Genomic DNA, 25,961 nt, shown 5'->3' on the forward strand with positions numbered 1-25,961 from the left:
AAAGACTATAACCCATTGTTTTGGGCTTAAACGTGATGCGTATTACAAATACAAATCAAGAGCTGATAAGCGTTTAAAACTTGAACAACAGATTATAAATATTGTTAGAAAAAGACGCAAATCTCTTCCTAGAGAAGGTGTGCGTAAGCTTACTAAATCTTTAAATGTAGATTTTAATAAAGTAAATATTAAAGTTGGTAGAGATACTTTATTTAATGTCCTTAGAAAACACCAAATGCTAACACTTAGAAGGAAAACTAGCGCCAGAACAACAAACTCATACCATCGATTTTATAAGTGTAATAATATTATAAAAGATTTAGAAATTACAAAACCTAACCAAGTTTGGGTAAGTGATATAACTTACATCAGAACAATTAAAGGCTTTTGTTACTTGGCTTTAATAACAGATATGTACTCTCGAAAAATTGTTGGTTACGACCTGAGTGATAGCCTGGAGTTAAAAGGATGTGTGAGAGCGTTAAATAAGGCGATTTATAAAGCGAAAAACATTAATGGGCTTATTCATCATTCAGACAGAGGAATACAATATTGTAGCAATGTATATACTCAAATATTATAAAGAAAGAAAATAGACATCAGTATGACTGAAGAAAATCATTGTTACGAAAACGCAATGGCTGAGCGTGTAAATGGCATATTAAAAGATGAATTCTATCTCGACCAGACCTTTGATAACGTGGCGCACGCGAAAAGAGCTACAAAAAATGCAATTAATTTATACAACGAAATAAGATTACATTTATCTTTAGACTATAAAACACCGAATATGGTATATAAATTATCAGCGTAAATTCAATTTTAACCTGTAGCCATATTTCAGGACAAGACATATAAACGCAATCTTACGCATTTAAAAGACTTACTGAATTATCTCTTAGTTATTAGCTTCTTTTATAATTTAGTTAATGATATTTAAAAGTTAAAAACAATTAAAAATTAATTTATCATAGTTAAAAACTATAGTTAGTAAACACATTATAAATACAAAGTATACTCAGTATATGCTTAATTTGGAATAGTTATTGTAATTTTGTATGTAATTAATATACCAGTATAACGCAATGATACGCTCAACAACAATAAAAGCTAATCACAATACAATTAAAGTATTGGAAAGGATGGCTCTTGATAAAAAAGAGCATAGAAATAAAATCATAGCTAAAATAAAAGAAAAAGCTAAGGATAACAACTAGTTATGTATAAATATAATAAAGAACAAGGGGCTGATGGCCCCTATTTTTATTTTTACACAGAACTCAATCTTACATATTACGTTGCGTTTAGGAATATGTCTCAAGAAACCTTCCCTTTAAATAACGTATACTCTCTAGACTTTGGGGAAATTAATGAAAAAAAAGGCAGAAAGGATACTAAAATATCTTCAACAATATTAAATATTATAATTGAATTTTTAGAAACAGACCAATCTTTAGTAATTCACTTTTTATGTGATAGTACAGATTCTAGACAATTAAATAGAAAAAGGTTATTTAGTCGTTGGTTTTCAATTTGCGGGATGGAACAATGGGTAAAATATGATTATGACTTTGATTCAGCAGATTATAATATTTCATTTTTGTATTGTTCAGATATCTATGATACAGCACTTATGGAAACTGAAATACTTTTGACTTTAGACGTTTATGAAAGAGCTAAAAATGGATGATTTCAGAATATCTATGATTGCTCTATTCAATAACTTAACGCAACAAATCTATAATTTTAGATTTGTTATAATGGAAGTAAAAAAGCATAGGCGACTTACCCTAAAAGAAAGAAATGAACGAATATTTAAAATCATTTAATTTATTTACCGACATAGAAATTAATGATTTCTTGAAGTTATCTCAAACTACTTTATTAAAAAAAGGCGATTTATACATTAATAATAATAAAATTTGCGACTCTATAGCTTTTGTTAAAAGTGGAATTTTTCGTTCCTATTATTTTTCAAATAATGACGATGAAATTACATATTGTTTCACTTTTCCTAATAAACTATTAATGGCTTATTCGTCATTTATTTCGCAAAAAAAATCTGAAGAAAATATTCAAGCTCTAACAGATGCTGAAATAATTTCAATACCAAAAGCTGCGTTAGAAGATTTAGCAAAATCAAATAGTAATTGGTTGCGTTTTTTGAAAGTTATAGCCGAAAAAGAATATGTAGAATTAGAAAAATGGATATTTAATCATCAAAAACATAAAGCTCAACAACGCTATTTAGATTTAATTACAACACAACCCGAATATATCAAAGAGATTCCTCTGCATTATATAGCTTCCTACCTAGGCGTTACGCAACGTCACCTTAGTCGAATAAGAGCTAATATTACGTATTAGACAAATGTCCTCTTCTTAAACCTTTAGTGCTTCATAAATTTGCATATAATTTAAAAACAAATATTATATGAAAACAATAATTTTAATTGGAGCAAACGGAAAAATGGGACAAGCTGCTCTTACAGGTCTAGGAAAACACAAAGTTATAACTGCTGGACGTTCTGCTGATAGCTGTGACTATCAAGTTGACATTACTAGCGAAGAATCCTTAAGAAAACTTTTCAAGGACGTAGGACATTTTGATGCTGTAGTAAATACTGTTGGTGTATGTGAATATGCCAATTTCACAGAAATGACAGAAAAACAATGGATGAGTACCATTTTAAGTAAAATGATGGGACAAATTAATATTGTTCGTATAGGACAAGAATACATTGCAGATAACGGTTCTTTCACATTAATTACGGGAATTCTAAATGTTAAACCAATTCCATTTGCTATTGCAGACTCAACTACAAGTGGAGCAATTGATACATTTGTTAAATGTGTTGCATTTGAAATGCCAAGAGGAATTCGAGTAAACTCAATAAACCCAACTGTTTTAGAAGAGGCTTGGGATGTTTATGGTGAAATGATGCCAGGTTTTCAGCCCGTTCCTGGAAAGTTAGTAGGTAAAGCTTTTGAACGTTCGGTTGATGGATTTATAACGGGTCAAGTAATTTTTGTAGATGCATAAATAAAAACTACCACTAACAAAGTACTGTGGTAAAAAACAAGTAAAAACTAATTAATTTTTATATTTGGATATAATAAAATTAAAAGACTAATTGCTAACATTATGTAAATGTTCGTTTTATCCTGTGGGATAAACTGAGGTTATATGGATGTTAGCAAACATTACCCAACTGAATGCAAAAAGTTGAAAAATTTTCACCAGAAATTAATAAAGTTTACTTTATAGAAAGTCATACTCTTATTCATATTCTTTCCGGAAAAGGAAGCATTCAAGTTGATTTCAAGAACTATTTTGATTGGCAAGAAAAAGCAATTTTTCTAGAAAAAGGACAATACATTAAATTTTTATCAGATGACTTTACAGTTAGACGAATAGAATTCTCAAATGAAAGTAAATTTTATGATAATGATGTAAGAGTATTATTCAAACACCTAATATCTTTAGGTTATATTGACTTATTAGAATGTGAGGAATGTAAATCATTCCTATCTGAAACAGCCTTAACTAATAATTCTGCTGATATAATTGATGTGTCTTCTAAACAATGGTTTTGGCAAAATCCCTTCAAAGCTAATAAAGAAGAGTACCAAGTAATTTTTGATGCTAAAGACATTATTGACAAAGAATATTCAAATAAATTAACAAGTATTGATTTAGTCAATTTAATTAACGACAGAGGATATAATGCTCAAGCACTAATTAAAAATAAAATAGGTTTATCTGTCAAAAACTTAATGACATCAAAAAGGCTGCAAGAAAGCCTTAAAGAAGTAGCATTCACTAATAAAAACATTCAAGAAATCTCTTATGATTTAGGATATAAAGATGACGCCTATTTCAATAGAGTTTTTAAAAAATCAATTGGACAAACGCCAAAACAGTTTAGACAAAATTTCGATTTTGAAAATAGAGATTTATTCTCACAAGATATTTTAGAACTTCTAAAAAAATATCACACACAAGAAAGGTCTCTTGAGTTTTACGCTAATGAAATGAACCTTTCTATAAAGGCATTATCTAATAAAGTTCGAGCTAAAATGAACACTTCTTTAGGTCAATTAATACGATTAGAATTAATCAACTCTGCTAAATTAATGATACTCGAAGGACAATCTGTTGTCTCTATTTCTAGACAACTAGGATTTGAAGAACCAAATCATTTTTCGAGATTCTTTAAACATTATTCTAAAGTTACACCTTCCGAATTCAAATTAAAAAAGTACAATTCTTAGTCTTTTTTTTGTAGCAAGTATACTTTAATCTCATCTCATCTTTGCAGTGTAATTTTAAAACACAAAAGGATGAATATTAAAGAACAAGTACAAAAAATGGATGCGATAGTTTCACAAGGAGCAATCGTTGATGCCGTAAAAGAATTCTTTGCAGACAATGCTAATACTTCAGATTACGGAAATGGAGGAACCAAAGGTAAAACAGAAATGATAGCAAAAATGGAAGGCTTTGCTGGTGCAATTGCAAAAGTAAATGGTATTACACATCATCATTCTATTGTAGATGGAAATGTATCAGCATCAGAATTCACATTCGATTTCGATATGAAAGATAGTAGTAAGATTTACTGGCATGAAATCATTCGCAGAATCTGGAATGATGAAGGAAAAGTAATTCAAGAAGAATACTTCAACGCAGAATAATTAGAATAAATAACAATTCAAAATATAAGAAAATGAAAAATTTAATTAAAACAACAATTTTAGGGTTAGCTCTAATAATGAGTTCAGTAGTATTAGCTCAAGATAAAATGGCGAATAACATTGACAATAGTAATATAGCATTACAAGGTTACAGTCCTGTTTCATACTTAGATTTGGGATTAGCTCAAAAAGGAAACAAAACATATAAATCTGAACATAACAAAGTAGTATACTATTTCACATCAGCAGAACAAAAAACTACGTTTGACAAAAACCCTGGAAAATACCTTCCTCAATATGGCGGATTTTGTGCGTTTGGTTGTTATGCAGGAGCAAAATTTAGAGTTGACCCAAATAAATTTATTGTAGAAGATGGAAAATACTATCTGTATTTAAACAATGTGGAACTTGATGCAAAACAATTATGGTTGGCAGAAAATAATCATAGCAAATTAAAAGGTGTTGCAGATAAGAATTGGAAAAACTTAAGTAAAACTCATAATTAAAAAATAGAGTTATGAAATTTGTAACCAAGAGAATTCACGCATTTTTAGATTATCCAGTTGCTATTGCATTGATAGTACTTCCCTTTCTTCTCGGATTAGGAGATTCTAACCCTTTAGCTTTACAGCTTTCAGTTGCAACAGGAATAGCCGCCTTTATTTTAACATTGCTTACTGACCATCATCTAGGAGCTTTTAAGGTAATTTCCTATAAAATGCATTTAGCAGTAGACTTTATAGTCGCAATCGTATTTATCATTGCACCTTTTGCTTTTTCGTTCGAAGGAATAGATACCTATTATTACTGGATTAATGGAATTGCAGTTCTAACCGTAGTTAGTTTACACAAATCTGAGGTAGCAGTTTAAAAATCATTGAAAATAACGTTTGCTAACAACAAGTATAAGTAATAGCGATTTGAGTTTTAATTCAAGTCGCTATTATTTTTTATTTTGTAAATTACTTTCCGAAAAAGTAGTCATTATTTATTCTCTACTACTCATACACAAGACCGTTGACAATAATTTTGACCCGTCCTGAATAAAGGCTACATAATTTTAAACATTATGTACAAAAATGACAAAGTAATTAGACGGTATTCAGAACCTTTTAAACTGAAAATTTTAGACGAATTTACAACCGGAAAACTAAACAAATATCAACTAGGTAAAGCATACGGTATTGCACCTACAACCATTAACGAATGGATTAGAAAGTACAACCGTAAAGACCTGATGAACACTAGAATTAAAGTGGAAACTAAAGATGAAATAACACGTATTAAAGCGCTTCAAAAAGAAATCAAACAACTAAAACAACTCTTACTCAAAAAGGATTTAGATGCTTTGGTACTGGACTCTTATCTGGAAGTAGCAGCAGAACAGTTAGGTCATAAATCTGTAACCGAACTAAAAAAAAAGCTAAATATTTAGCATTAGATAAAGCTAAAGAAAAGTCTAAGGGATTTGCTTCTTTAATCACTATAACTCATTGTTTTGGTTTAAAACGTGATGCGTATTACAAATACAAATCTAGAGCTGATAAACGTTTAAAAACAGAACAGCAGATTATTCAAATAGTACAAAAAAGACGCAGATCCCTTCCCAGAGAAGGCGTACGTAAACTTATAAAATCATTAGATGATGAGTTTGTTAAAGTCAATCTTAAAGTCGGTAGAGACACCCTATTTAACGTCCTTAGAAAACACAATATGCTTACACTTAGAAAGAAATATAGTTCTAGAACAACCAATTCATTGCACAGGTTCTACAAGTACAAAAACATCATTAAAGATGTAGAAGTCACAAAACCTAACCAAGTTTGGGTAAGCGATATAACATACATCAGAACCATTAAAGGCTTCTGCTATCTTGCGCTCATTACAGATATGTATTCTAGAAAGATTGTTGGTTATGACCTCAGTGATAGCCTGGAACTAAAAGGATGCGTGAGAGCTTTAAACAAGGCTCTGTACCAAGCAAAGAATGTTAAAAGTCTTATCCATCATTCAGACAGAGGAATACAGTATTGCAGTAATGTGTATACACAAATACTTAAAAGAAATAAGATAGATATTAGTATGACAGAAGAAAATCATTGTTACGAAAATGCTATGGCTGAGCGCGTAAACGGCATCTTAAAAGACGAGTTCTATCTCGACCAGACCTTTACTGATGTGGCTCACGCCAAAAGAGCAACAAAAAATGCAATTAATCTATACAACGAAATAAGATTACATTTATCTTTAGACTTCAAAACACCGAATATGCTATATAAATTATCAGCGTAAATCAATTTTTAACCTGTAGCCATATTTCAGGACTAGACATTTAAACCAAATATTACGGAATGAAAAAACTGAATTTTATTTTATGCTTATCATTAGTTTTAATTCTATCTGGATGTAACTCTGATGATAACAGTGGAAATGAAAATAATCAAAGAAACGGAACACTTATTTTTGGATGGTTTGCTGATTCAAGCTGTTCAGGAGATTGTTCTACGATTTATAAAATAGATACTGAAAATGTACATAAAGACATTGATTATAATTATCCTGAAAACACATTTTTTGAAGGTAATTTTCAACTTATGAATAATGCAAATTATCAGGATTTTGAATCATTGATAACTGAATTACCTGATGAAATATTTAATGAACCAAATGGATATTTAGATTGTACTGACTGTACAAATGAAAATGGAGGATTTTATTTAGAATATCAAGATGACGATGGATTTCATAAATCTTGGCGTTTTAGAAATGCAATATATCCAGATTACATGGAAAGTTATAGAAGTCTATTGCTCGACAAATTAGCTGAATTAAATAGTCTTTAGAAACTATAAACCGAATAAAAAAACTATTGCCAACAATGTATAAAAATAATTGCGGTTTAGTGCTTAACCATAGGTCGATGCATGTTTGCTACGTTTGATTTTCCTACGGAAAATCCTCGTACACAAACCCGTACTTTAGTTACACGCAATGTTGGCAAACATTTAAAATGAAAATACCGTACAAAAAGAAAAGAGATTTTATTAGTTTAATTTCAGCGATTCTGTGGGGAATCTACGCTGGATATGGATTTACGAAAGAATCACCTAACACTTTTGACTATTTAACATTGATTTGTTCAGTAGGATACTTTTTATATTTCTTATTTGATAAAAAAGTATATTATCTAACTATTCGCGATGGAATTATAAAAACTCGAAAAATATTCGGAAAGTCAATCCCTTTATCCAAAATAAAAAGAATCATTCTAAATGACAATAAATATATGCTGATAACGGACAAATCAGAAATACAAATTGACACTAAAATAATCGACTCTGAAACTCTAAATAAATTCAACGCTGAATTGGAAAAATTGAATGTTGAATGGAATAAAAAAACGTTTACCAACAATGTATAACCGCAATTACGACGGATTCGAGTACGTCCGAATCCACTTGGAATTGCTAAGGCTAGTGTTTAATCCGAAAATCCTCACGGATTTTCTATTCTGTTTTTATTTGCTAAATTAGGTGTTAAACCACGCAACAAACCAAATACAAACACGTTGTAAGTAATTTATGAAAACGACCATATCAGAGTACCCAAATTCATATTTAAAAGTTGAATTAAATGAATCGGAGAAGATTATTGTAGAAAGAGGAGCAATGATTTTATCTGATGGTGACTATGAATTGAAAACAAAATTTGAGGCAAAAACTTTTAACAATTGGATTGGGAAATTATTTGGAGGAAAAAGTATAGCTTATAATATTTATAAAGCTAAAGAAAAAATTGAAATGATTTTTTCACCCGATAAAAACGGAGAAATATTTGAAATTGGAATTAGTAAAAAAAAAGAAGTAATTATCGAACCAAATTCTCACTTTGCTAGAACCAATGACATTGACTTGAAAATAATTAAGAAAGATTGGAAAACTACACTTAATGATGGCTTAAAAATGAAAGCTAGTGGAAATGGAAAATTGTTTTTAATCGGTTATGGTAAAATAATTAATCAAAAGCTAAATCCAGAAAAAGAATACTTGGTTGACGAAGATTATTTAGTTGCATTTGATAGTAATTTAGAAGTAAAAACAATTTCACGTGGATTTAAAGAACTGTTGCGAAGTGGAGAAGGTTATTTATATTCAATTAAAGGAAATGGTGAAATTTGGACTCAAACAAGAGAGGAACACGAAATGTCATCTGGCGGTGGAATAATTAGTAATATAATAGGAATATTTAGATAAAAACTACTTACAACACCTTATATAATTTATTGCTAGTTTTAGCCTACTTACGAAAATCCTCGCAGATTTTCTATTCGGTTTTTATTTGCTAATTTTTATGCTTAAAACACGAAACAAACCATATACAGTGACGTTAGCAACAAGCAGAAGAATAACTACAAGTTATTTACCAATCGTTTGGTAATTAATTGTTTTTATCTATATTTGCACTATGAGACCACAAAAAGTATTAGACATTGAAATATTAAAAGGTTTAACTAAGGTTTTTCGTTCCAAAGGATATGAAGGGGCAAGCTTAAAAGAATTATCAGAAGCGACAGGTTTAAAAAAAGCTAGCCTATATCATAGATTTCCAAATGGGAAGCAGGAAATGGCTGACGCAGTATTAAATCATTTAGGTGGATGGGTTAATGATAATATTTTTCAATCTCTATTAAATACCGATTTAGAGCCAAAAATTAGGTTGCAAAATGCATTAAATGAGATAAGTGCTTTATATGATGGAGGAAATGAAACCTGTATTTTTCGAGCGCTTTCAATGCAAGGAGGTATTGAATTATTCGAGGAACAAATAAATAAAGGAATGAATGAATGGCTTTCTGCTTTTAAAGAAATTGGAATCGCATTAAAACTAAGTCCCAAAGAAGCAGAACAAAAAGCCTTACAAGTACTAATTGATATACAAGGTAGTTTGATTGTTACTAAGGGATTAGGAGATATTTCAATTTTCAAAAACACGTTACAAAACATAGAGTACAACTATTTAAAAGAATAAAAATTTACTTATAAATTTTACCGAATGTTCGGTAATTAAAAGTTTTGATTATGAAAAAATACCCACTACCGCCTTTTAATGAAGATACGGCAAAACAAAAAGTTCAAATGGCAGAAGATGCATGGAATAGTAAAGACCCTATAACTGCATCTATGGAGTGCCCGTATTAATGATTTAGAAATAAAAAAATCTGAACGAAAACTATAAACACATCATACAATGAAAAAATTAAAACTTATTTATCTGTTGGCATTAACACTAATAGTTTCATGTCAAGAAAAACCAAGTACCTCAAAAAACAAAGAAATATTAACAGTAAAAAATGAAAAAAAAATGAATCCAATCCAATACAAAACATTAAAGGTTAATGGTGTAAACATTGCTTATAGAGAGTCAGGAGATCCTAAAAATCCAACACTAGTTCTTCTACATGGCTTTCCATCTTCTTCTCATCAATATAGAAAAGTATTAAATCAACTTTCTGATGAATATCACCTAATCGCACCAGATTATCCAGCTTTTGGAAATAGTGATTTTCCATTAGCAAAAGATTATGAATACACTTTTGACAATATTGCTAAAACCATAAATTCGTTTTTAGAATTAAAAGAAATCAATCGCTATGCATTAATGATTCAAGATTATGGTGCACCCATTGGTTTTAGAATAGCTACAGCACATCCAGAAAGGGTAACTGCTATAATTAATCAAAATGGCAATGCCTACGAAGAAGGACTAGGAGAAGCTTGGAAAAGTACAAGAGCATTTTGGGCCAATAGAAATGAGGAAACAGAACATGCATTACTACCAGTTTTCTCTCTAGAAGGTTTAAAGTGGCAATACACACATGGAACTAGAAACCCTGAAAAAGTAAACCCAGATACATGGCATTTAGATTATTTAAGATTATCTAGACCCAATGCCCATAAAGTAAATATTGATTTGTTTTATGATTATCAAAATAATTTAAAGTTATACCCAAAATGGCAACAGTATTTAAGAGATAACCAACCACCTTTATTGATTGTTTGGGGGAAAAATGATGAGTTCTTTCCTGAAAGTGGAGCTGAGGCATTTAAACAAGATGTGAAAGAAATTGATTATAATATTTATGACACAGGACATTTTGCGTTGGAAGAAGATGGAGATAAAATTATTACCAAAATGAGAGAATTTATGAAGAAAACATTGAAATAGCCAATTGATTACAATGTATAAAAGTAATAGCGGTTTGGGTGCATGCTCAAACCGCTATTATTATTTAATTAAGTATATTGTTACCCGAAAAGTAAGTACTTATTAATCCGCTATTACTCTTACACTAACCGTTTACATTCATTATGAAAAAAAACGAAATAAAAAGGAAATTAGATAATCCCGTTTGGAATTCTTTATGTGAAACACATAACACATTTTCAATAGAATATGACGGAATTAAATTTTATGCACCAGAATACTGTCCTTTTGGAGGTTTTATAAAACTTGAAAAAACCTCTGAGGGTATAGATAATTACTCTGCAACACATAACAACTTTTATGTAGTTGGAGAAAAACCACTATTTAGTAGTGCACTAACTTTAAATAAAAATTTAGTTTGCAATCAAATGATTCTTGAAAAGCCTATCGATATTAGTATAAACGAACAGGTTGTTGAATTAAAAACTCAGCATCAAAAAAAAGAATTGTTTGATTTAGTTAATATGATTCAACCAGGTTATTTTAACAATAAAACATCTAATCTAGGTAAGTATTTTGGCATATATAAAGATGATAAACTAATTGCTGTGACAGGAGAAAGAATGAAAATGAATGAATTTACAGAAATAAGTGCTGTTGTTACTCATCCAAAACACACAGGGAAAGGTTATGCAAAACAATTAATAAAACAAACTGCAAATCAAATATTTAATGAAAATAAAATTCCATATTTACATGTTGCAGAATCAAATAGTGGAGCAATTAAACTTTATGAAAAACTAGGGTTTACAACAAGACGAAAAATAAGTTTTTGGCATTTAAAACAATATAAATAACTCAACACTAACACGTTATATAAGATGTAGCCATTAACTTAGTTGTAAAACCACATAACAAAATGTTATGCAAAAAACTTTAGCACAGTAATTTAATAGCTTTTTAGCTTTTATTTTGATTAAAATGAATTAACAAAAATGTTATTGCAACTCAGTTGTATTTTTATCGAAAAGATAATATATTTGCAAAATATTTGTATCAATCAATAGTTACTAATTCTGGTAAAGAGTTATTCATTTTAATGAAGCTTAGTTTAATAAAACAAAATATTACTTATTTGTTCCTTGTTCTTTTTCTAATGATGAAAATAACAGGGCTTCATGAGTTATCGCATTGTGATGATGATAACGACCACGATACTTGTGCTATTTGCGATCATGCGGTTGTAAACCAACTAACACCAACTATTTCGCCCGAAGTAGCCGATTTTAAAATAGAAAATATATCGTTTCCTCTTAAAAAAGAAATAGCATATAATTACAACTACACGCTACCTAATACTATAATTGCAGGTGCATTGTGTTCTAGGCCTCCGCCTTTTGCACTATAAACTTTCTATATATTTTGCTTCATCATGTTTATAATCAACTAGTAAAACAGTTTTACATCTCGTTTTTAATGTTGCTTACCTGTATATATTCTAAGAAAATATAAATGTATAGATCTTGTCTGGGTTCTTTTTAAAGAACAAAAGTTCAATTTTTTTAGTTTATAAATATGTCTCATAAAATACTGAGTATATGGCTATTTTTTAGTCTGTGCTCTATCGCATTTGCGCAAGATTCTTTTCAGATTAAAGGATATGTTATACATGCGAGAAATATAGAACCTGCAGAGGGTGCAACTATTATTGGAGAAAAACTTTTCTCGGTATCATCATCAACGGGTGCTTTTACCATTAATAATGTGGCTAAGGGCGTGCATACTTTTACTGTATCGCATATTGGTTGCGAAATTAAAACGATTAGTGTCGATGTAAAATCTAATATAGAGGGACTTAAAATAGTTTTAAAAGAGCATAATACGCTTCTAGGAGAAATAGAGGTTAGCGGAAAAACTAAAGAAAGAGAAATATTAGAAACACCAGTGATTACACAATCGGTTTCTAAAGCTTTTTTAGACAGAAATAGAGAAAATAGCCTAATGCAGACTTTAAGTAAAATACCTGGAGTAAGCACAATAAATATTGGTTCGGGGCAATCTAAACCCGTAATTCGTGGTTTGGGTTTTAATCGGGTAGCAGTGGTGCAAAATGGTATTAAGCACGAAGCACAACAATGGGGAAACGACCATGGTTTAGAAATAGATCAACAAGGTATAGATAACATTAAAATTATAAAAGGCCCAGCATCTTTAATGTATGGCTCTGATGCTATTGCAGGTGTTGTAGATATACAACCTAATAAAATGCCATTACAAAATTCTTTTGATGGAGAGGTTAATATTTTAGGAGAAACTAATAACGATTTATTAGGTGTTTCTGCTGGTATAACATCTAGAAAAGATGAATGGTTTTACCGTAGTAGGTTAACATATAGAGACTATGGCGATTATAAAGTGCCTGTAGATCAAATTAATTATGAAAATTACATATTTAATTTGCACGACAATAATTTAAGAAATACCGCTGGTAGAGAAGCAAATGCTAGCCTAGGTATTGGGTATGCTGCCGAAGGTGTAAAGTCTGAAACAGTATTTAGTAATGTTAATGCAAAAAACGGATTTTTTGCTAATGCTCATGGTTTAGAGGTAAGAAGTTCTAGTATAGATTATGATGCTTCAAACCGAGATATAGACCTTCCGTATCATAAAGTAAATCATTTTAAAATTACTAATAATACATCTTTAGAAGCAGGAAAACATACTTTACACTTCGATTTTGGTTATCAAAATAACAACAGAGAAGAGCACTCAGAGCCCGTGCCACACGGTTATATGCCAACACCGCCAGATACTAAAGAACGGGTGTTTATTAAAAATACCTACTCATTAAATATGCGAGATGCTTTTAAGCCTAATAACCTAAACGATATGGTTTTTGGTGTAAACATGGAATATCAAAATAATAATATTGGTGGTTGGGGTTTTTTAATTCCAGAATACAATCGTTTTATTGTGGGGGTTTTTGCTTATAATCAGCTTGAAATTACCTCAAATTTACATCTTTTATCTGGCTTGCGTTACGATTTTGGAGTGGTAAATACCAAAGCATATAACGATTGGTATCCATCTAGGGTTAATAATGCCGAAGGTTCTACATCGTACATACATTTACAACGTTCTAAAAATAAAATTATAGATTTTGGTAGTGTTAGTGCTTCTTTAGGAGTTAGTTACATAAAAAACAAGACGAGTTATAAGGTTAATGTAGGCAGAAGTTTTAGAATGCCTTTATCTAACGAGTTGGCATCAGATGGTGTAAACTATCATATGTATCGTTACGAAAAAGGAAATTTAAATTTAGATCCAGAAATATCGTATCAATTAGACCTTGCCATCAATCACAATGTAAAATCTTTTAGTATAGGTGTTAGTCCGTTTGTAAATGTATTTCAAAATTATATTTATTTAAATCCAACATCAAGTTATTACGAAACAATTCAAATTTACGAGTATACACAAGCTAAGGTTTTTAGAGTTGGAGGCGAGTTTACAGCAAGCACAACTGTATTTAATAATTTACAACTAGATGCATCGGTAGAGTATGTGTATTCTAAGCAAAACAGTGGTGCTAAAAAAGGGTTTACATTACCCTTTTCTCCACCATTATCTGGGATGTTATCTGCTAATTATCAATTTAAAGATGTGTCTTTTTTAAAAAAAACACAAGTAATCGCAGATTTTAGAATGACAGCAGAACAAGAAGATATTGTGCCTCCAGAAGAAAAAACCAATGGCTATCAATTACTAAATATGTCTTTTTTAACAGAGCTCGATGTTTTTAAAAGCAATTTACCTCTAGAAATAAGGGTAAAATTAAATAATGTATTCGATACCAAATATTTTAATCATACAAGTTTTTACAGATTAATAGATGTACCAGAAGCTGGTAGAAACATGTCGTTATCTGTAACCATACCATTTTAAATAATTAACAATCAATAATCAATTTAAGCAAACAATTATGAAAACAAATTTTAAATTTTTAGCCATTATCGCTTTTATAGGTGTATTTTTTAACTCTTGTAGTAGCGACGACGACGGTGTTTCGTTAAAGGCACCAGTTATTTCTAATTTTGAATACGGAGAAGGAAGTGCGCACTCTACAGAACAGACTGCATACAAAGGTTCAGACATTCATTTAGAGGCAGAAATTACAGCAGAAGCAACAGTAAGGAGTATTACACTTTCTATTCATGCTCACGATTTAGATGTGGCAGATGGTGAAGTAGAGTGGGAGTTTGAACAAGAGTTTACCGATGCTAAATACTTAGCCATTAACCCAACATTTCATGAGCATATAGATGTGCCTACAGACATTCCTTCTGGAGAATACCATGTAGAATTATTAGTAACAGATGCAGATGGAAATAGTACAGAAGTAGAAGGGCATATTATGATTATGGATGCTATTGCTTTAAGCCATATTACTATTGATAGTTCTGTAGAAAGAGGAAAAGATTTTCATGTAGAATTTATGGTAAACGCTGTTAATGGTATACATAATATAACTGTTGATATTCATGCTCACGGACTTACGCCTGCAGACGGAGAGGTAGAGTGGGATTATGAAGCTGAATTTTTAGATGGATACCATGAAAAAACAGAAGTAGAATTCCATGAGCATATAGATGTACCAGAAACTGCTCCAGTAGGCGAGTATCACATGATTTTTACTGTTGAAGATGAAGACGGAATAACTAAAGAATATGAAACACATATTGATGTTACTGCATAGTTAAACCACTAAAATACCGCATAGTATTTAGTTTACTGTGCGGTTTTAATTTTTATAAAAAATGAAATTCACACTAAAATACTTTTATTTATTATCTATTTTTCTAGTTACAGCAGCATGTTCTAGCGATGATGGTGTAGATAAAGACGAAGAAAAACCAACCATAAGCGTTAATTATGCTCAAGGATTTCCACAAGGTTGTGCTGTACTCGAAAGAGGCGAAACTTATAATTTTAGAGCACAGGTTACAGATAATAAAGCTTTAGCAGCTTACAGTTTAGATATTCATCATAATTTTGATCACCATACACACGACGATCAAGTTACAGAATGCAATTTAGACCCTATACAATCTGCTTTAAAACCGTTAATTTATATAGAAAATTTTACTATAGCAGGAGGGTTAACAAGTTACGAAATTAATATTGCGGTTACCATTCCAAACGACATTGATACTGGCGATTACCACTGTGCATACTCTGTTACAGACGAGACCGGTTGGCAAAGCAGAACATCAATAGATTTAAAAATAGTAGAATAAATGAAAAAATTACCAGTAACCGTTTTAAGTGGGTTTTTAGGAGCAGGAAAAACCACTTTATTAAACCATGTATTGCATAACAAAAAAGGGCTAAAAGTAGCAGTTATTGTAAACGATATGAGCGAAGTAAATATTGATGCTCAGTTTATAGAAAACGAAAATACTCTGTCTAGAACCGAAGAAAAACTAGTAGAAATGTCTAACGGTTGTATTTGTTGCACACTTCGAGAAGATTTAATGATAGAGGTAGAAAAACTTGCTTTGCAAAACAAATTCGATTATTTATTAATTGAAAGCACAGGTATTAGCGAGCCCATTCCGGTGGCTCAAACCTTTACTTTTGAGAGCGAAGATGGTAAAATTGATTTAAGTCGTTTTAGCTATATAGATAATATGTTAACGGTTGTTGATGCTTATAATTTTTTAAAAGATTTTTCGAGTGCCGATTATTTAACCACAAGAGCATTAACCAATATTGAAGGCGACGATAGAACGATTGTTAATTTATTAACCGATCAAATAGAATTTGCTAACGTTATTATTATTAATAAAATAGATTTAGTAACCAAAAATCAAGTAGAAGAGCTTCGTGCTATTATTAAAAAATTAAATCCAGAAGCACGTATTATTGAAAGTAAAGAATCTAAAGTCGAGTTGAACCATGTGCTTAATACAAACTTATTCGATTACGAAAAAGCTGAAGCCTCTGCTGGTTGGTTAAAAGAGTTAGAAAACGAGCATGTTCCAGAAACCGAAGAGTATGGTATTAACTCTTTTGTTTTTAGAAGTAAAAAACCATTTCATCCAGAGCGTTTTTTAAGGTATTTAAATCAAAGTTTTCCTCAGAATATTATTCGAAGTAAAGGCCTATTTTGGTTAGCATCGCGATCTAATCAAGCATTACTTTGGAGTTCTGCAGGAGGTTCTTGTAAAGCAGATAGTGCAGGTGTTTGGTGGAGTTCTATGCCTTTAGCAGAACGTGTAAATTATGCGTCTTTTGCAGAAAACCAAAAAGAGATTGAAGCCAATTGGGATGCACAGTTTGGAGACCGTAAGGTAGAGTTGGTCTTTATTGGTCAGCATTTAAATAAAGAAAAAATGATAGACGAATTAAACGATTGTATTCTAACCGATTTAGAAGTACAAATCTGGAAAAAACAAATGTTCCCTACACAAGATCAATGGCCAATTGGCGTCTAAATAAGTGTAGCATAGAGGCTAATAGAATTTATATGTTACAAACAGAAAATCTAACATTTCAATACAAAAAAAACGAAACCATTTTTAGTTTTCCTAATATCACTTTAGAAAAACAAGAAGATTTACTCATTTTAGGAAAATCTGGAATTGGCAAAACAACACTATTGCACCTTTTAGCAGGAATATTAAAACCTACAAGTGGAAAAATAACGATAAATAATGTTGATATAAATAAATTAAAAGACCATGCTTTAGATGCTTTTAGAGGAAAGAACATAGGGCTTGTATTTCAAAAAAAACATGCCATTCCATCTCTAAATGTATTCGATAATTTACAAGCACGACTATATTTTAGTAAAATGTCTATAAATAATAACAAAATAGATTTGCTTTTACAGGAGTTAGGGTTATCGCATGTAAAAAACAGTAAGATTAACAGCCTTAGCGAAGGGCAATTACAACGCTTAAACATTGCGCTGTCTGTAATACATAATCCGCAAATTATTTTAGCAGACGAGCCTACATCTAGCCTAGACGATCAAAACTGTAAAATAGTTATAGCCTTATTAAAAAAGCAAGCACAAGAAACCCAAGCGAATTTAATAGTTATTACACACGATCATAGAGTTAAATCAAGTTTTCAAAATTCAATTACTTTATGAATATTTGGAAAATTAGCATACAAAATATAAAGTCTAAGCCACTTTACACGTTTTTAAGCATCTTTGTTTTAACCATAAGTATTGCGCTTTTGTTGGGCATTAAGCAATTAAAAAATGCGTTTAAAAATCAAATAGATCATAATTTAGGAAAAATAGATGTGGTTATTGGTGCTAAGGGGAGTCCGCTGCAATTGGTCTTAGCATCTGTTTTGCATTTAGATAATCCTACAGGAAATATATCTTACAGCAAAGCTAAAAAAATAGCTAAAAACCCCATGGTAAAAATGGCTGTGCCTATTTCGTATGGCGATAATTATAAAGGGTATAGAATTGTGGGTACAACGCATAATTTTATATCGCTTTACAAAGCCGAATTAGCTACAGGGCGTTATGTTAAAAAATCTATGGAGGTTGTTTTGGGTTATACTGCTGCACAACAATTACAACTTTATTTAGGCGATACATTTTTAAGTACGCATGGTTTGGTAGAAAATAGTGTAGAGGAGCATGAAGACGAGTTTACCGTTGTTGGTGTTTTAAAACCAACACAAAAAGTAATAGATCGTTTAATAATTACTAATTTAGAAAGTATTTGGGATGCGCATAATGGTGATGAAATACATGACGAGCATGAAGAACACGACCATTATAACGTGCATCATGATAATGAGGACAAAGAAATTACCTCTTTATTAATCAATTTTAAAACACCTAGAGCACTTTTTACCTTTCCTAGAAGAATTAATAAAAGCACAAATATGCAAGCTGTATTGCCTAAATATCAGCTAGAAAAACTTTACGAATACACGAGTATTGGTTTTAAAACAATGTCCTGGATAGCTTATTTAATACTTTTAATGTCTTGCTTTATTATTTTTATAAGCCTTTATAAAATGGTTAAAGAGCGCGCTTTCTATTTGGCCATTTTAAGAACATATGGCGCCAGTAATTTTCAGTTAATAAAAATGGTAATGTACGAGACATTAAGCATTGCTTTTTCTTCATTTGTATTGGGGCTTTTATTAACTAAAATAGGATTGCCCCACATGTTATATTTTATGCAGCCTATCTATAAACAAAGCTTATTAATAGGCTTACCTGTTTTAGAAATTTTACAAATAGCATTGCTTATTTTTGCAACTGTAATTTTATCTGTTTTATTGGCAATAAGGCCTATAATAACCATGAATATTTCTACTATTTTAAGCCATGAAAAATAAAATTACAGCACTTTTTATCCTACTTGGTTGTGCTTTAAGCTATAGCCAGCAAAACATAACATGGCAAGATTTATCTCAAGTAAAGTACACCGATAAATATGTTGAAGAATACGACGAGTATTTTATGTATCCAGAATTTTTACCTCCAGTGAAAGTCTTAGAAGGAAAGCGCATAACTATTATAGGTTATTTTTTAAATATTAGTCCAGAAGAGAAATTATACATTTTATCTAAAGGGCCTATGTCTGCTTGTTTTTTTTGCGGGCAAGGAGGTCCAGAAACCGCTGTAGAGCTTCAGTTTAGCAACAAACCAAATTTTAAAACAGATCAAATTGTAGCCATTACAGGTACACTTAAATTAAACAAGGACGATGTAGAGCATTTTAATTATATTCTTACAGGTTGTTCTGGTAGATTGGTTGAGTAGTTTTACTATAAATACAGCTATGTAGGTAACACTAATATTTTTTAGTAAACAGCTATGCACTTCTAAAACATAAAAACAGCTCGTTTTTAAGTGGTATGTTTTATGCTTTAGAAGTTTAAGATATAAGGTTCTTGTTTAAAAGCCTTTTATTTAGCTACACCTAAGCCTGCAAAAAGCGATTTAAACGAGTTAGCCTCTAGAGCAAAAACGCCATCGTTACCAATAGTGTTTATGGGACGCCAAAAACTACCATCAAAAAACGAAATTAACCCCTGATAAGTGTTTAAACCAGCAGGTTCAGTTCTTCCCCAAGGGTTACGTAAAACAATATATTTTTTTCCTCTATTAAAAGACCATCCCAGAATGGTGTAGCAATGGCTTGCAACTACATTGGTGCCTGTATAGGTTTTATCAGAAGATCCGTAGGTCCATGCAGTCATGGGATGAATCGTTTTTCTTCCTCTAGCGTTTGCTCTAACAATAGAGTACATTTCGCTACCTGTTCTATTTTTAGTGTTATAGTAGTAAGGTTTTTTGTTATTAAGTTGAGCGGTCGCTTTAACACAATTTCCCCATGCAGTTTTAGTAATATCTGGCTTGTCAGAGTTGGTTTTTGTAATCCATTTAGCAAAAGCCTTTTCGTAAAGAGCCGGGTAAATTTCGTTATTATCGTTAGATCTGCAATAAATCCAATTATTATTAGAGGCATTAACCACTGTTTTATCCGACACCTCAATTAATTTTGTTGGTGCATTTTTATTATTACCTCCTTTAGAGTAGAATTGAATCGCACTAACTCTTCGTGTTTCTCCTGTGGCAGTAGCTCTATTTCTATGCACAATTTTATATGGATCTGCCCAAGCCACAGCATTTAAAGCAGCTATAAAATAGCAATTAGCAACAGCACCTTGAATAGGGTCAGAGTATTCTACCACATCGTTAAAAAAGTCGCCTTTGTCTACCCAAACACCATTTTGTGGTGTCCATTCTTTACTAGACGAACCCGATTTATTAAGCACAATAGAAGCTAAAGATTCGCTTAAAACAGACTTAGATAAGGTTTGACTTAAATTAGGAATATCCAATTTAAGTTCTAACGAATCTTTATTAATTAAGCTCGATTTCACCTTAATGTCACTAAGGTTTTTAATGCCCAATGCTTTTAATTCGCTTAACTTTTTTAGCCTAGACATGTCTGGTGTTTCAGAGTCTTCAAGTTTTCTAATTTTAATTTCAGATTCCTTTAGCGGTTCAGGCATATTGTCTTTGTTTAATTTTAAACCCGCAAAAATTGGCGAATTAAATTTCATGTCGAACAGCTCACTGTAATCTGTTTCTAAGGTATCTTCCATAATTTTGATCGAACTTTTTTTACTCCAATCAATTTTTCTTCCTAGAAGTGTTTCTGTTAATGCATAAGGGTTAATAGCGCCTATGCTAAGTTTTGGTTCTTTGTCCATAATTAAATTTAGTTAAGGTTTTTAATTTGAACCAAAATTAGAAACTAACTACAACCAAATAAAGAGGAAAAAGCATGTTTATGGTAGGGGAATATACCCCTAAATGGGTTAGGGTAGAAGAGGTTTTACTAATTATAGATACATAAAAAAACATCAAAAAAAATAATAGATATGTGTTATTTTTGTACTTTATATACCAAGTATAAATACTAAGATTTGTTAGAAAAAAGACAACAATTACCCCAAAAAGAATTACTAGATACAGATTATTTTATTTACTGTTTAGAAGCTGTAGAAGATATTGAAATAGATAACTTTACCGAAACACAAAATAAATTACAACAATTAACCATGCAGTATGGTGTAGCTAGTATTTACAAAACTTGCGATACTATTGAAGGATTAGAGTCTAGCTTAAATGCATTGGTTTTAGGAGATCATAATTTTAAAGACTACGAAATAATTTACTTGGTTATTACAGGCGAAGCAAATAATATTTGCTTAAACGATTACTATTATAGTCTTAAAGAGGTTGCTGAGATTTTTGAAGGACGATTACAAGACAAAATTTTACATTTCTCAAATGCTAAAATATTAGATTTAGATGACGAAGAAGCACAGTATTTTTTAGATGTAACTGGAGCCAAAGCTATTTCTGGCTATGGTAATGCATATAGCAGAATTACTAGTTCTAATCTTGATATCGCATTTTTTAACTTATTTAATGAAGATGATAATATGCTTGATGTTGTAGAAGAATTACACCAGAGGTATTACAAAATGTGTAAATTACTTGATTTTAGATTGTATTATTAATTTTTTGTTTTTCTATTTTACATAATATTTTTAAAACAAAAAACTTAAATTGAAGATGTAAAGGAACAAGTGTTTAGATTTTTTTGCTCAATCCATACTTCTTGAGAATCGTGTATTTAAAAAATGATTGAAGATTGTTCAGAATATTAAAATTATATATAAAGCATAACGATAATATTTTAACCCTAATTATTTATTAAAACTAAAATTTCTCGATTATATCATAATTATTAAAGTCTGAAAGAATATAGATGTATTATTTTTTATGCAAAATATCAGTCAAAATAGCAAAATACTTAATAATGAGAGTTTTGTATTTGAAATTGTCACTTATTGTACTATAATTAATATTATGTAAAATAGAATTATTAAAACCCCTAGTCTATGTTAATTTTTTATCAATATTAAGGGGAATTTTATATTGTTTAAAATATACACTTATCTTTGTAGGCCTTAAATTGCTTAATGAAAAAATGAAACCGAAAGAGAAACCAAAAGCTGAGAAATCTAAATTACAGCTGTTACATCAATATTATTCTTATACAGGATTTTATAAATTTGTTTGGGAAGCTATTAAAAAAGCATTTCCATACATAATTGGTGTTGTTGTTTTAATTTATATGGTAAATCATTTTTTTAATATAAATGATGCGTTAACACGTCTTACCGAAATATTACCTGCTTATGGTGTTTTAAGTTTCTTTTTTGTATCAGAAACCCTTTTAGGTCTTGTACCACCAGAAATTTTTATTGCCTGGGCTGGTAAAATGTATAACCCTTGGTTTTATTTAGGGCTTTTAGCAGTGTTATCTTATAGCGGTGGTTTACTGTCTTACTGGATGGGACGCACCATTACCAAAATACCATCTGTACATAAGTACCTTGAGGTTAAAATGGAAAAGCAATTAAAAAACTCTAAAAAATGGGGTGGATTTTTAATTATGGTTGGTGCAGTGTTGCCTCTACCCTTTTCTATAGCTTGTATTGCTGCTGGTATTATTGAGTTTCCGTTTAAAAATGTAATTGTATATGGTTCGTTACGTTTTATTCGTTTTCTTATTTATGGACTCATAATTTTTAGCGCAGTTTAATTACGCTTATCTGTTTTTTTACTTCCATTTTAGTATTTATAAATACTGTTAAATTAGGGTTATAATACATGGTTATATGCTTTTTCTAGCTTATTTTTGCTTGAAAACTTATATATGTTCTCATTCCTTAATATTTTTAGAATTACAGCGCTTTTAGAGGGGTTATCGTATCTTTTATTACTATTCGTAGCAACGCCTATAAAGTATATTATGCACGACCCACAATATGTAAAAATGTTGGGTATGCCACATGGTATACTTTTTATTTTATATATCATTTTAGCTTTTTTAATTAAAGGTGACATGAAATGGAGTTCTAAAACTTTTGGTATTGTGCTTTTGGCCTCTATTATTCCATTTGGCACCTTTTATGTAGAAAAGAAATATTTAAAAAAGGCTTAAGGTAACATGATGAGTTTAATCCAGAATACGATAGATTATTCACATGTGGTATATAAGTATTTGTTAGATGCAGGTTTATCTGATAATTTAGCAAAATATCTTAACATGTTTGCACTATTAATATCCTTATTAGTAGTTGTATTTCTTGCAGATTATATTCTAAGAAAAATATTGGTTAAAACATTTAATCAGTTTGCATCTGTATCAAAATCAAATTTTGACGATCTTTTAGTAGCAAACAAAGTGCCCAGAAACATTGCACATATTATTCCTTTTTTAATTGCATTAGAGTTTATTCCGTCGGTTTTAATCGATTTCGATCACTTCGAAACCTTTGTAGAAAAAAGCTTGCAAGTATTTGCTATTGTGTTAACGCTTTGGATTATTAGAAGCCTATTAAACACATTAAAATCGTATTTTAAAACCTTATCAAATCTTAAAGATAAACCTGTAGATAGTTATATTCAAGTCTTTATGATTTTTGCTTGGTTTGGAGGTTTTATGTCTGCCATTGCTATTATAACGGGCATTCCGTTTATAAAATTTGTTACTGGTTTAGGTGCCATTTCTGCTGTAATTATACTTGTTTTTAAAGATACTATTATGGGCTTTGTAGCCAGTATACAAGTATCTATTAACGATATGGTTCGTATTGGCGATTGGATTACTTTCGAAAAATATGGAGCCGATGGCGATGTTATAGAAATAAATCTAGCTACCGTAAAAGTTCAGAATTTTGATAAAACAATAACCACAATACCTACTTACGCCTTAATTTCCGATTCGTTTAAAAACTGGCGAGGCATGGTAACATCGGAAGGAAGGCGTATAAAACGAGCTTTAAATATTAAATTAGATAGTGTTGCTTATTTGTCTAAAGAACAGGTTGATAGTTTAAAGAAGATAGAGATAATATCAGACTATTTAACTACTCGTGAGCAAGATATTAACACCTATAATACAAACAAAAACGTAGATAAGTCTTTGCTATTAAATGGTAGAAACTTAACCAATATTGGTGTGTTTAGAAAATATGTGCAAACCTATATAGAAAACCATTCGGCTATAAATAAAGACATGACTATTATGGTGCGTCAATTAGCACCAACAACACAAGGCATGCCTATAGAGATTTATGCTTTTAGTAACGACAAGCGTTGGGCAAATTACGAGTATATCATGTCAGATATTTTTGATCATATTATAGCTGCTACACCCTATTTCAATTTAGAAATTTTTGAGTTACCAAGCAATTCTGGTTTTAAAGCCTAATGATATAACAATTTAATTTTTGAAGCGTTAAAAACATGTTGTATCAATAAAAACCCGCGTATACAACATTACAATTGTCAATACTATTATATGAAAAACATTATTACTTTTATTTGTCTACTTGTTATTTGTCAAACTATTAACAGTCAAAACATTATCGAAATTAGACAGAAATTAGATTCTATTACCAATAGTTACCTTATTAAATCTATTAAAAAATCTGAAAAGTTAGCATATAGTGATATTGATATTACAGCAGAAAAATGGGATAATATAAACTTTGATCCCTACCGCTACGAGTTTAAAAAGCAGCCTTTTCAAATTAAATTTTTAGATACAACCTACGCCTCACCTGTTTATGGTAAAAAAGTAGTAACATCGCATTATGGTTGGCGTCGTGGTAGAGCGCATAAAGGTATAGATATCGATTTAGTAACTGGCGATAGTGTACGCAGTATGTTTTCTGGTATAGTGCGTTTTGCACGTTATAGCAGAGGGCACGGTCGTACAGTTATTGTGCGACATTTTAATGGACTAGAAACTGCTTATGCTCATTTATCTAAATATACTGTCAAGGCAAACGATACGGTTAAAAAGGGACAAGTAATTGGTACTGGCGGTACATCTGGCAATGCTAGAGGTAGCCACTTACATCTTACTGTAAGTTACAAAGGTAATTTTATAAACCCAGAATATGTATTCGATTTTTCTGAAAACAACAAAGTGAGAGCTAAAGATCTTTGGGTAACAAGAAAATGGGTAAGTTCTCAATACCATACGTCAAAAATACAAAGTCATTTAGATCTTTTAACCACAAAAGATATGGCTATAGCAAGCCATAAAAAAGACAACCAACGAAAAATACATGTGGTTAGTCGTGGCGATACGCTTTCTGGTATTTCCAGTAAATACAGAGTATCTTTATCTAAACTTTGTAAAAATAATGCTATTAGAAAAACAAGTGTGCTTAAAATTGGTCAAAAATTAATTGTTAATCTTTAAGAGTAAATCATTCTTATTATACTTTAACTTCTAGTCTTTTACTGCAAGTACTACTCTATCTTTATAGTTGTCTTCATGCTAATATTTCTACCTATGTTTTTTATTAACAGCTAAGGCTAAAATGCAATAGCGTTAATTCTCTACAACAACAACAACAACAACAACAACAACAAATTCTTAGATAAACACACGTCTTTCTTTATTAATTAC

Annotated in this window: 32 protein-coding genes; 31 read left to right on the forward strand and 1 reads right to left on the reverse strand. The window is 30.7% G+C overall.

What is annotated here, in order from left to right; translation table 11 throughout:
* Positions 1–139: 139 nt before the first annotated feature.
* The 26 genes from ABD715_RS03050 to ABD715_RS03175 all read left to right on the forward strand — a co-directional run bounded on the left by ABD715_RS03050 (position 140) and on the right by ABD715_RS03175 (position 19,708).
* On the forward strand, positions 140–583 hold the full coding sequence (locus ABD715_RS03050; protein WP_344786597.1) for a DDE-type integrase/transposase/recombinase: 444 nt from the start codon (positions 140–142) through the stop codon (positions 581–583).
* 15 nt (positions 584–598) lie between these two features.
* Positions 599–814, forward strand: a complete 216-nt coding sequence (locus tag ABD715_RS03055; RefSeq protein WP_344786752.1) for an integrase core domain-containing protein — start codon at positions 599–601, stop codon at positions 812–814.
* Positions 815–1,219: 405 nt separating this feature from the next.
* Positions 1,220–1,690, forward strand: a complete 471-nt coding sequence (locus ABD715_RS03060; protein WP_344786598.1) for a DUF6169 family protein — start codon at positions 1,220–1,222, stop codon at positions 1,688–1,690.
* A 113-nt stretch (positions 1,691–1,803) separates the two neighbouring features.
* Positions 1,804–2,367: a Crp/Fnr family transcriptional regulator gene (locus tag ABD715_RS03065; protein ID WP_344786599.1), complete on the forward strand. Its 564-nt coding sequence runs from the start codon at positions 1,804–1,806 to the stop codon at positions 2,365–2,367.
* Between the two features lie 67 nt (positions 2,368–2,434).
* Positions 2,435–3,043 carry a short chain dehydrogenase gene (locus ABD715_RS03070; RefSeq protein WP_344786600.1) on the forward strand — a complete coding sequence of 203 codons (609 nt, stop codon included), beginning with the start codon at positions 2,435–2,437 and terminating at the stop codon, positions 3,041–3,043.
* Positions 3,044–3,216: 173 nt separating this feature from the next.
* Positions 3,217–4,275 carry a helix-turn-helix domain-containing protein gene (locus ABD715_RS03075; RefSeq protein ID WP_109353596.1) on the forward strand — a complete coding sequence of 353 codons (1,059 nt, stop codon included), beginning with the start codon at positions 3,217–3,219 and terminating at the stop codon, positions 4,273–4,275.
* 69 nt (positions 4,276–4,344) lie between these two features.
* Positions 4,345–4,698 (forward strand): hypothetical protein, encoded by a 354-nt coding sequence (locus ABD715_RS03080; RefSeq protein ID WP_164678678.1) that lies wholly within the window; start codon positions 4,345–4,347, stop codon positions 4,696–4,698.
* Between the two features lie 32 nt (positions 4,699–4,730).
* Positions 4,731–5,204: a YHS domain-containing (seleno)protein gene (locus tag ABD715_RS03085; protein WP_164678679.1), complete on the forward strand. Its 474-nt coding sequence runs from the start codon at positions 4,731–4,733 to the stop codon at positions 5,202–5,204.
* Positions 5,205–5,215: 11 nt separating this feature from the next.
* Complete coding sequence (locus ABD715_RS03090) at positions 5,216–5,569, forward strand: SPW repeat domain-containing protein (RefSeq protein ID WP_344786601.1); 354 nt, start codon at positions 5,216–5,218, stop codon at positions 5,567–5,569.
* Between the two features lie 198 nt (positions 5,570–5,767).
* Positions 5,768–6,133, forward strand: a complete 366-nt coding sequence (locus ABD715_RS03095; protein ID WP_344786602.1) for a transposase — start codon at positions 5,768–5,770, stop codon at positions 6,131–6,133.
* 50 nt (positions 6,134–6,183) lie between these two features.
* Positions 6,184–6,990, forward strand: a complete 807-nt coding sequence (locus ABD715_RS03100; RefSeq protein ID WP_344786753.1) for an IS3 family transposase — start codon at positions 6,184–6,186, stop codon at positions 6,988–6,990.
* A 59-nt stretch (positions 6,991–7,049) separates the two neighbouring features.
* A complete protein-coding gene (locus tag ABD715_RS03105) occupies positions 7,050–7,541 on the forward strand; it encodes a hypothetical protein (RefSeq protein ID WP_344786603.1) in 492 nt (163 codons plus the stop codon).
* A 167-nt stretch (positions 7,542–7,708) separates the two neighbouring features.
* Positions 7,709–8,119, forward strand: a complete 411-nt coding sequence (locus tag ABD715_RS03110) for a hypothetical protein (protein WP_344786604.1) — start codon at positions 7,709–7,711, stop codon at positions 8,117–8,119.
* A 160-nt stretch (positions 8,120–8,279) separates the two neighbouring features.
* Complete coding sequence (locus tag ABD715_RS03115; protein WP_344786605.1) at positions 8,280–8,951, forward strand: TIGR00266 family protein; 672 nt, start codon at positions 8,280–8,282, stop codon at positions 8,949–8,951.
* Between the two features lie 211 nt (positions 8,952–9,162).
* Positions 9,163–9,726: a TetR/AcrR family transcriptional regulator gene (locus ABD715_RS03120; protein WP_344786606.1), complete on the forward strand. Its 564-nt coding sequence runs from the start codon at positions 9,163–9,165 to the stop codon at positions 9,724–9,726.
* 50 nt (positions 9,727–9,776) lie between these two features.
* Positions 9,777–9,896 carry a DUF1348 family protein gene (locus ABD715_RS03125; protein ID WP_344786607.1) on the forward strand — a complete coding sequence of 40 codons (120 nt, stop codon included), beginning with the start codon at positions 9,777–9,779 and terminating at the stop codon, positions 9,894–9,896.
* A gap of 49 nt (positions 9,897–9,945) precedes the next feature.
* Positions 9,946–10,923: an alpha/beta fold hydrolase gene (locus tag ABD715_RS03130; RefSeq protein ID WP_344786608.1), complete on the forward strand. Its 978-nt coding sequence runs from the start codon at positions 9,946–9,948 to the stop codon at positions 10,921–10,923.
* 143 nt (positions 10,924–11,066) lie between these two features.
* Complete coding sequence (locus ABD715_RS03135; protein ID WP_344786609.1) at positions 11,067–11,759, forward strand: GNAT family N-acetyltransferase; 693 nt, start codon at positions 11,067–11,069, stop codon at positions 11,757–11,759.
* A gap of 242 nt (positions 11,760–12,001) precedes the next feature.
* Entirely contained in the window at positions 12,002–12,310 is a 309-nt protein-coding gene (locus ABD715_RS03140) for a hypothetical protein (protein ID WP_344786610.1), read from the forward strand.
* A 167-nt stretch (positions 12,311–12,477) separates the two neighbouring features.
* A complete protein-coding gene (locus ABD715_RS03145) occupies positions 12,478–14,847 on the forward strand; it encodes a TonB-dependent receptor (protein ID WP_344786611.1) in 2,370 nt (789 codons plus the stop codon).
* 37 nt (positions 14,848–14,884) lie between these two features.
* Positions 14,885–15,658: a DUF4625 domain-containing protein gene (locus ABD715_RS03150; RefSeq protein WP_344786612.1), complete on the forward strand. Its 774-nt coding sequence runs from the start codon at positions 14,885–14,887 to the stop codon at positions 15,656–15,658.
* A gap of 61 nt (positions 15,659–15,719) precedes the next feature.
* The gene (locus tag ABD715_RS03155) at positions 15,720–16,199 is read left to right on the forward strand and encodes a DUF4625 domain-containing protein (RefSeq protein WP_344786613.1); all 480 of its coding nucleotides are present in this window, start codon (positions 15,720–15,722) and stop codon (positions 16,197–16,199) included.
* A complete protein-coding gene (locus tag ABD715_RS03160) occupies positions 16,200–17,399 on the forward strand; it encodes a GTP-binding protein (RefSeq protein WP_344786614.1) in 1,200 nt (399 codons plus the stop codon). It begins immediately after the preceding gene.
* 32 nt (positions 17,400–17,431) lie between these two features.
* Positions 17,432–18,061, forward strand: a complete 630-nt coding sequence (locus ABD715_RS03165; protein WP_344786615.1) for an ABC transporter ATP-binding protein — start codon at positions 17,432–17,434, stop codon at positions 18,059–18,061.
* Positions 18,058–19,281 carry an ABC transporter permease gene (locus tag ABD715_RS03170; RefSeq protein WP_344786616.1) on the forward strand — a complete coding sequence of 408 codons (1,224 nt, stop codon included), beginning with the start codon at positions 18,058–18,060 and terminating at the stop codon, positions 19,279–19,281. Before ABD715_RS03165 ends, ABD715_RS03170 begins: the two co-directional genes overlap by 4 nt.
* On the forward strand, positions 19,271–19,708 hold the full coding sequence (locus ABD715_RS03175) for a hypothetical protein (protein WP_344786617.1): 438 nt from the start codon (positions 19,271–19,273) through the stop codon (positions 19,706–19,708). The genes ABD715_RS03170 and ABD715_RS03175 overlap by 11 nt, the downstream gene beginning before the upstream one ends.
* Positions 19,709–19,854: 146 nt before the next feature.
* On the opposite strand, the gene ABD715_RS03180 is transcribed toward ABD715_RS03175, so the two are convergent.
* On the reverse strand, positions 19,855–21,168 hold the full coding sequence (locus tag ABD715_RS03180) for a C2 family cysteine protease (protein ID WP_344786618.1): 1,314 nt from the start codon (positions 21,166–21,168) through the stop codon (positions 19,855–19,857).
* 216 nt (positions 21,169–21,384) lie between these two features.
* On the opposite strand from ABD715_RS03180, the gene ABD715_RS03185 reads away from it, so the two are divergent.
* The 5 genes from ABD715_RS03185 (at position 21,385) to ABD715_RS03205 (ending at position 25,751) form a co-directional block, all read left to right on the forward strand.
* Positions 21,385–21,984, forward strand: a complete 600-nt coding sequence (locus ABD715_RS03185) for a DUF6642 family protein (protein WP_344786619.1) — start codon at positions 21,385–21,387, stop codon at positions 21,982–21,984.
* Between the two features lie 473 nt (positions 21,985–22,457).
* Positions 22,458–23,075 (forward strand): YqaA family protein, encoded by a 618-nt coding sequence (locus ABD715_RS03190; protein WP_344786620.1) that lies wholly within the window; start codon positions 22,458–22,460, stop codon positions 23,073–23,075.
* A 114-nt stretch (positions 23,076–23,189) separates the two neighbouring features.
* Complete coding sequence (locus ABD715_RS03195) at positions 23,190–23,477, forward strand: DUF3817 domain-containing protein (RefSeq protein ID WP_344786621.1); 288 nt, start codon at positions 23,190–23,192, stop codon at positions 23,475–23,477.
* Positions 23,478–23,483: 6 nt separating this feature from the next.
* The gene (locus ABD715_RS03200) at positions 23,484–24,749 is read left to right on the forward strand and encodes a mechanosensitive ion channel family protein (protein WP_344786622.1); all 1,266 of its coding nucleotides are present in this window, start codon (positions 23,484–23,486) and stop codon (positions 24,747–24,749) included.
* A 90-nt stretch (positions 24,750–24,839) separates the two neighbouring features.
* Complete coding sequence (locus ABD715_RS03205) at positions 24,840–25,751, forward strand: peptidoglycan DD-metalloendopeptidase family protein (protein WP_344786623.1); 912 nt, start codon at positions 24,840–24,842, stop codon at positions 25,749–25,751.
* The last annotated feature ends 210 nt before the right edge of the window (positions 25,752–25,961 follow it).

It is taken from the genome of Postechiella marina (genome assembly GCF_039538365.1).
GTDB classification, from domain to species: domain Bacteria; phylum Bacteroidota; class Bacteroidia; order Flavobacteriales; family Flavobacteriaceae; genus Postechiella; species Postechiella marina.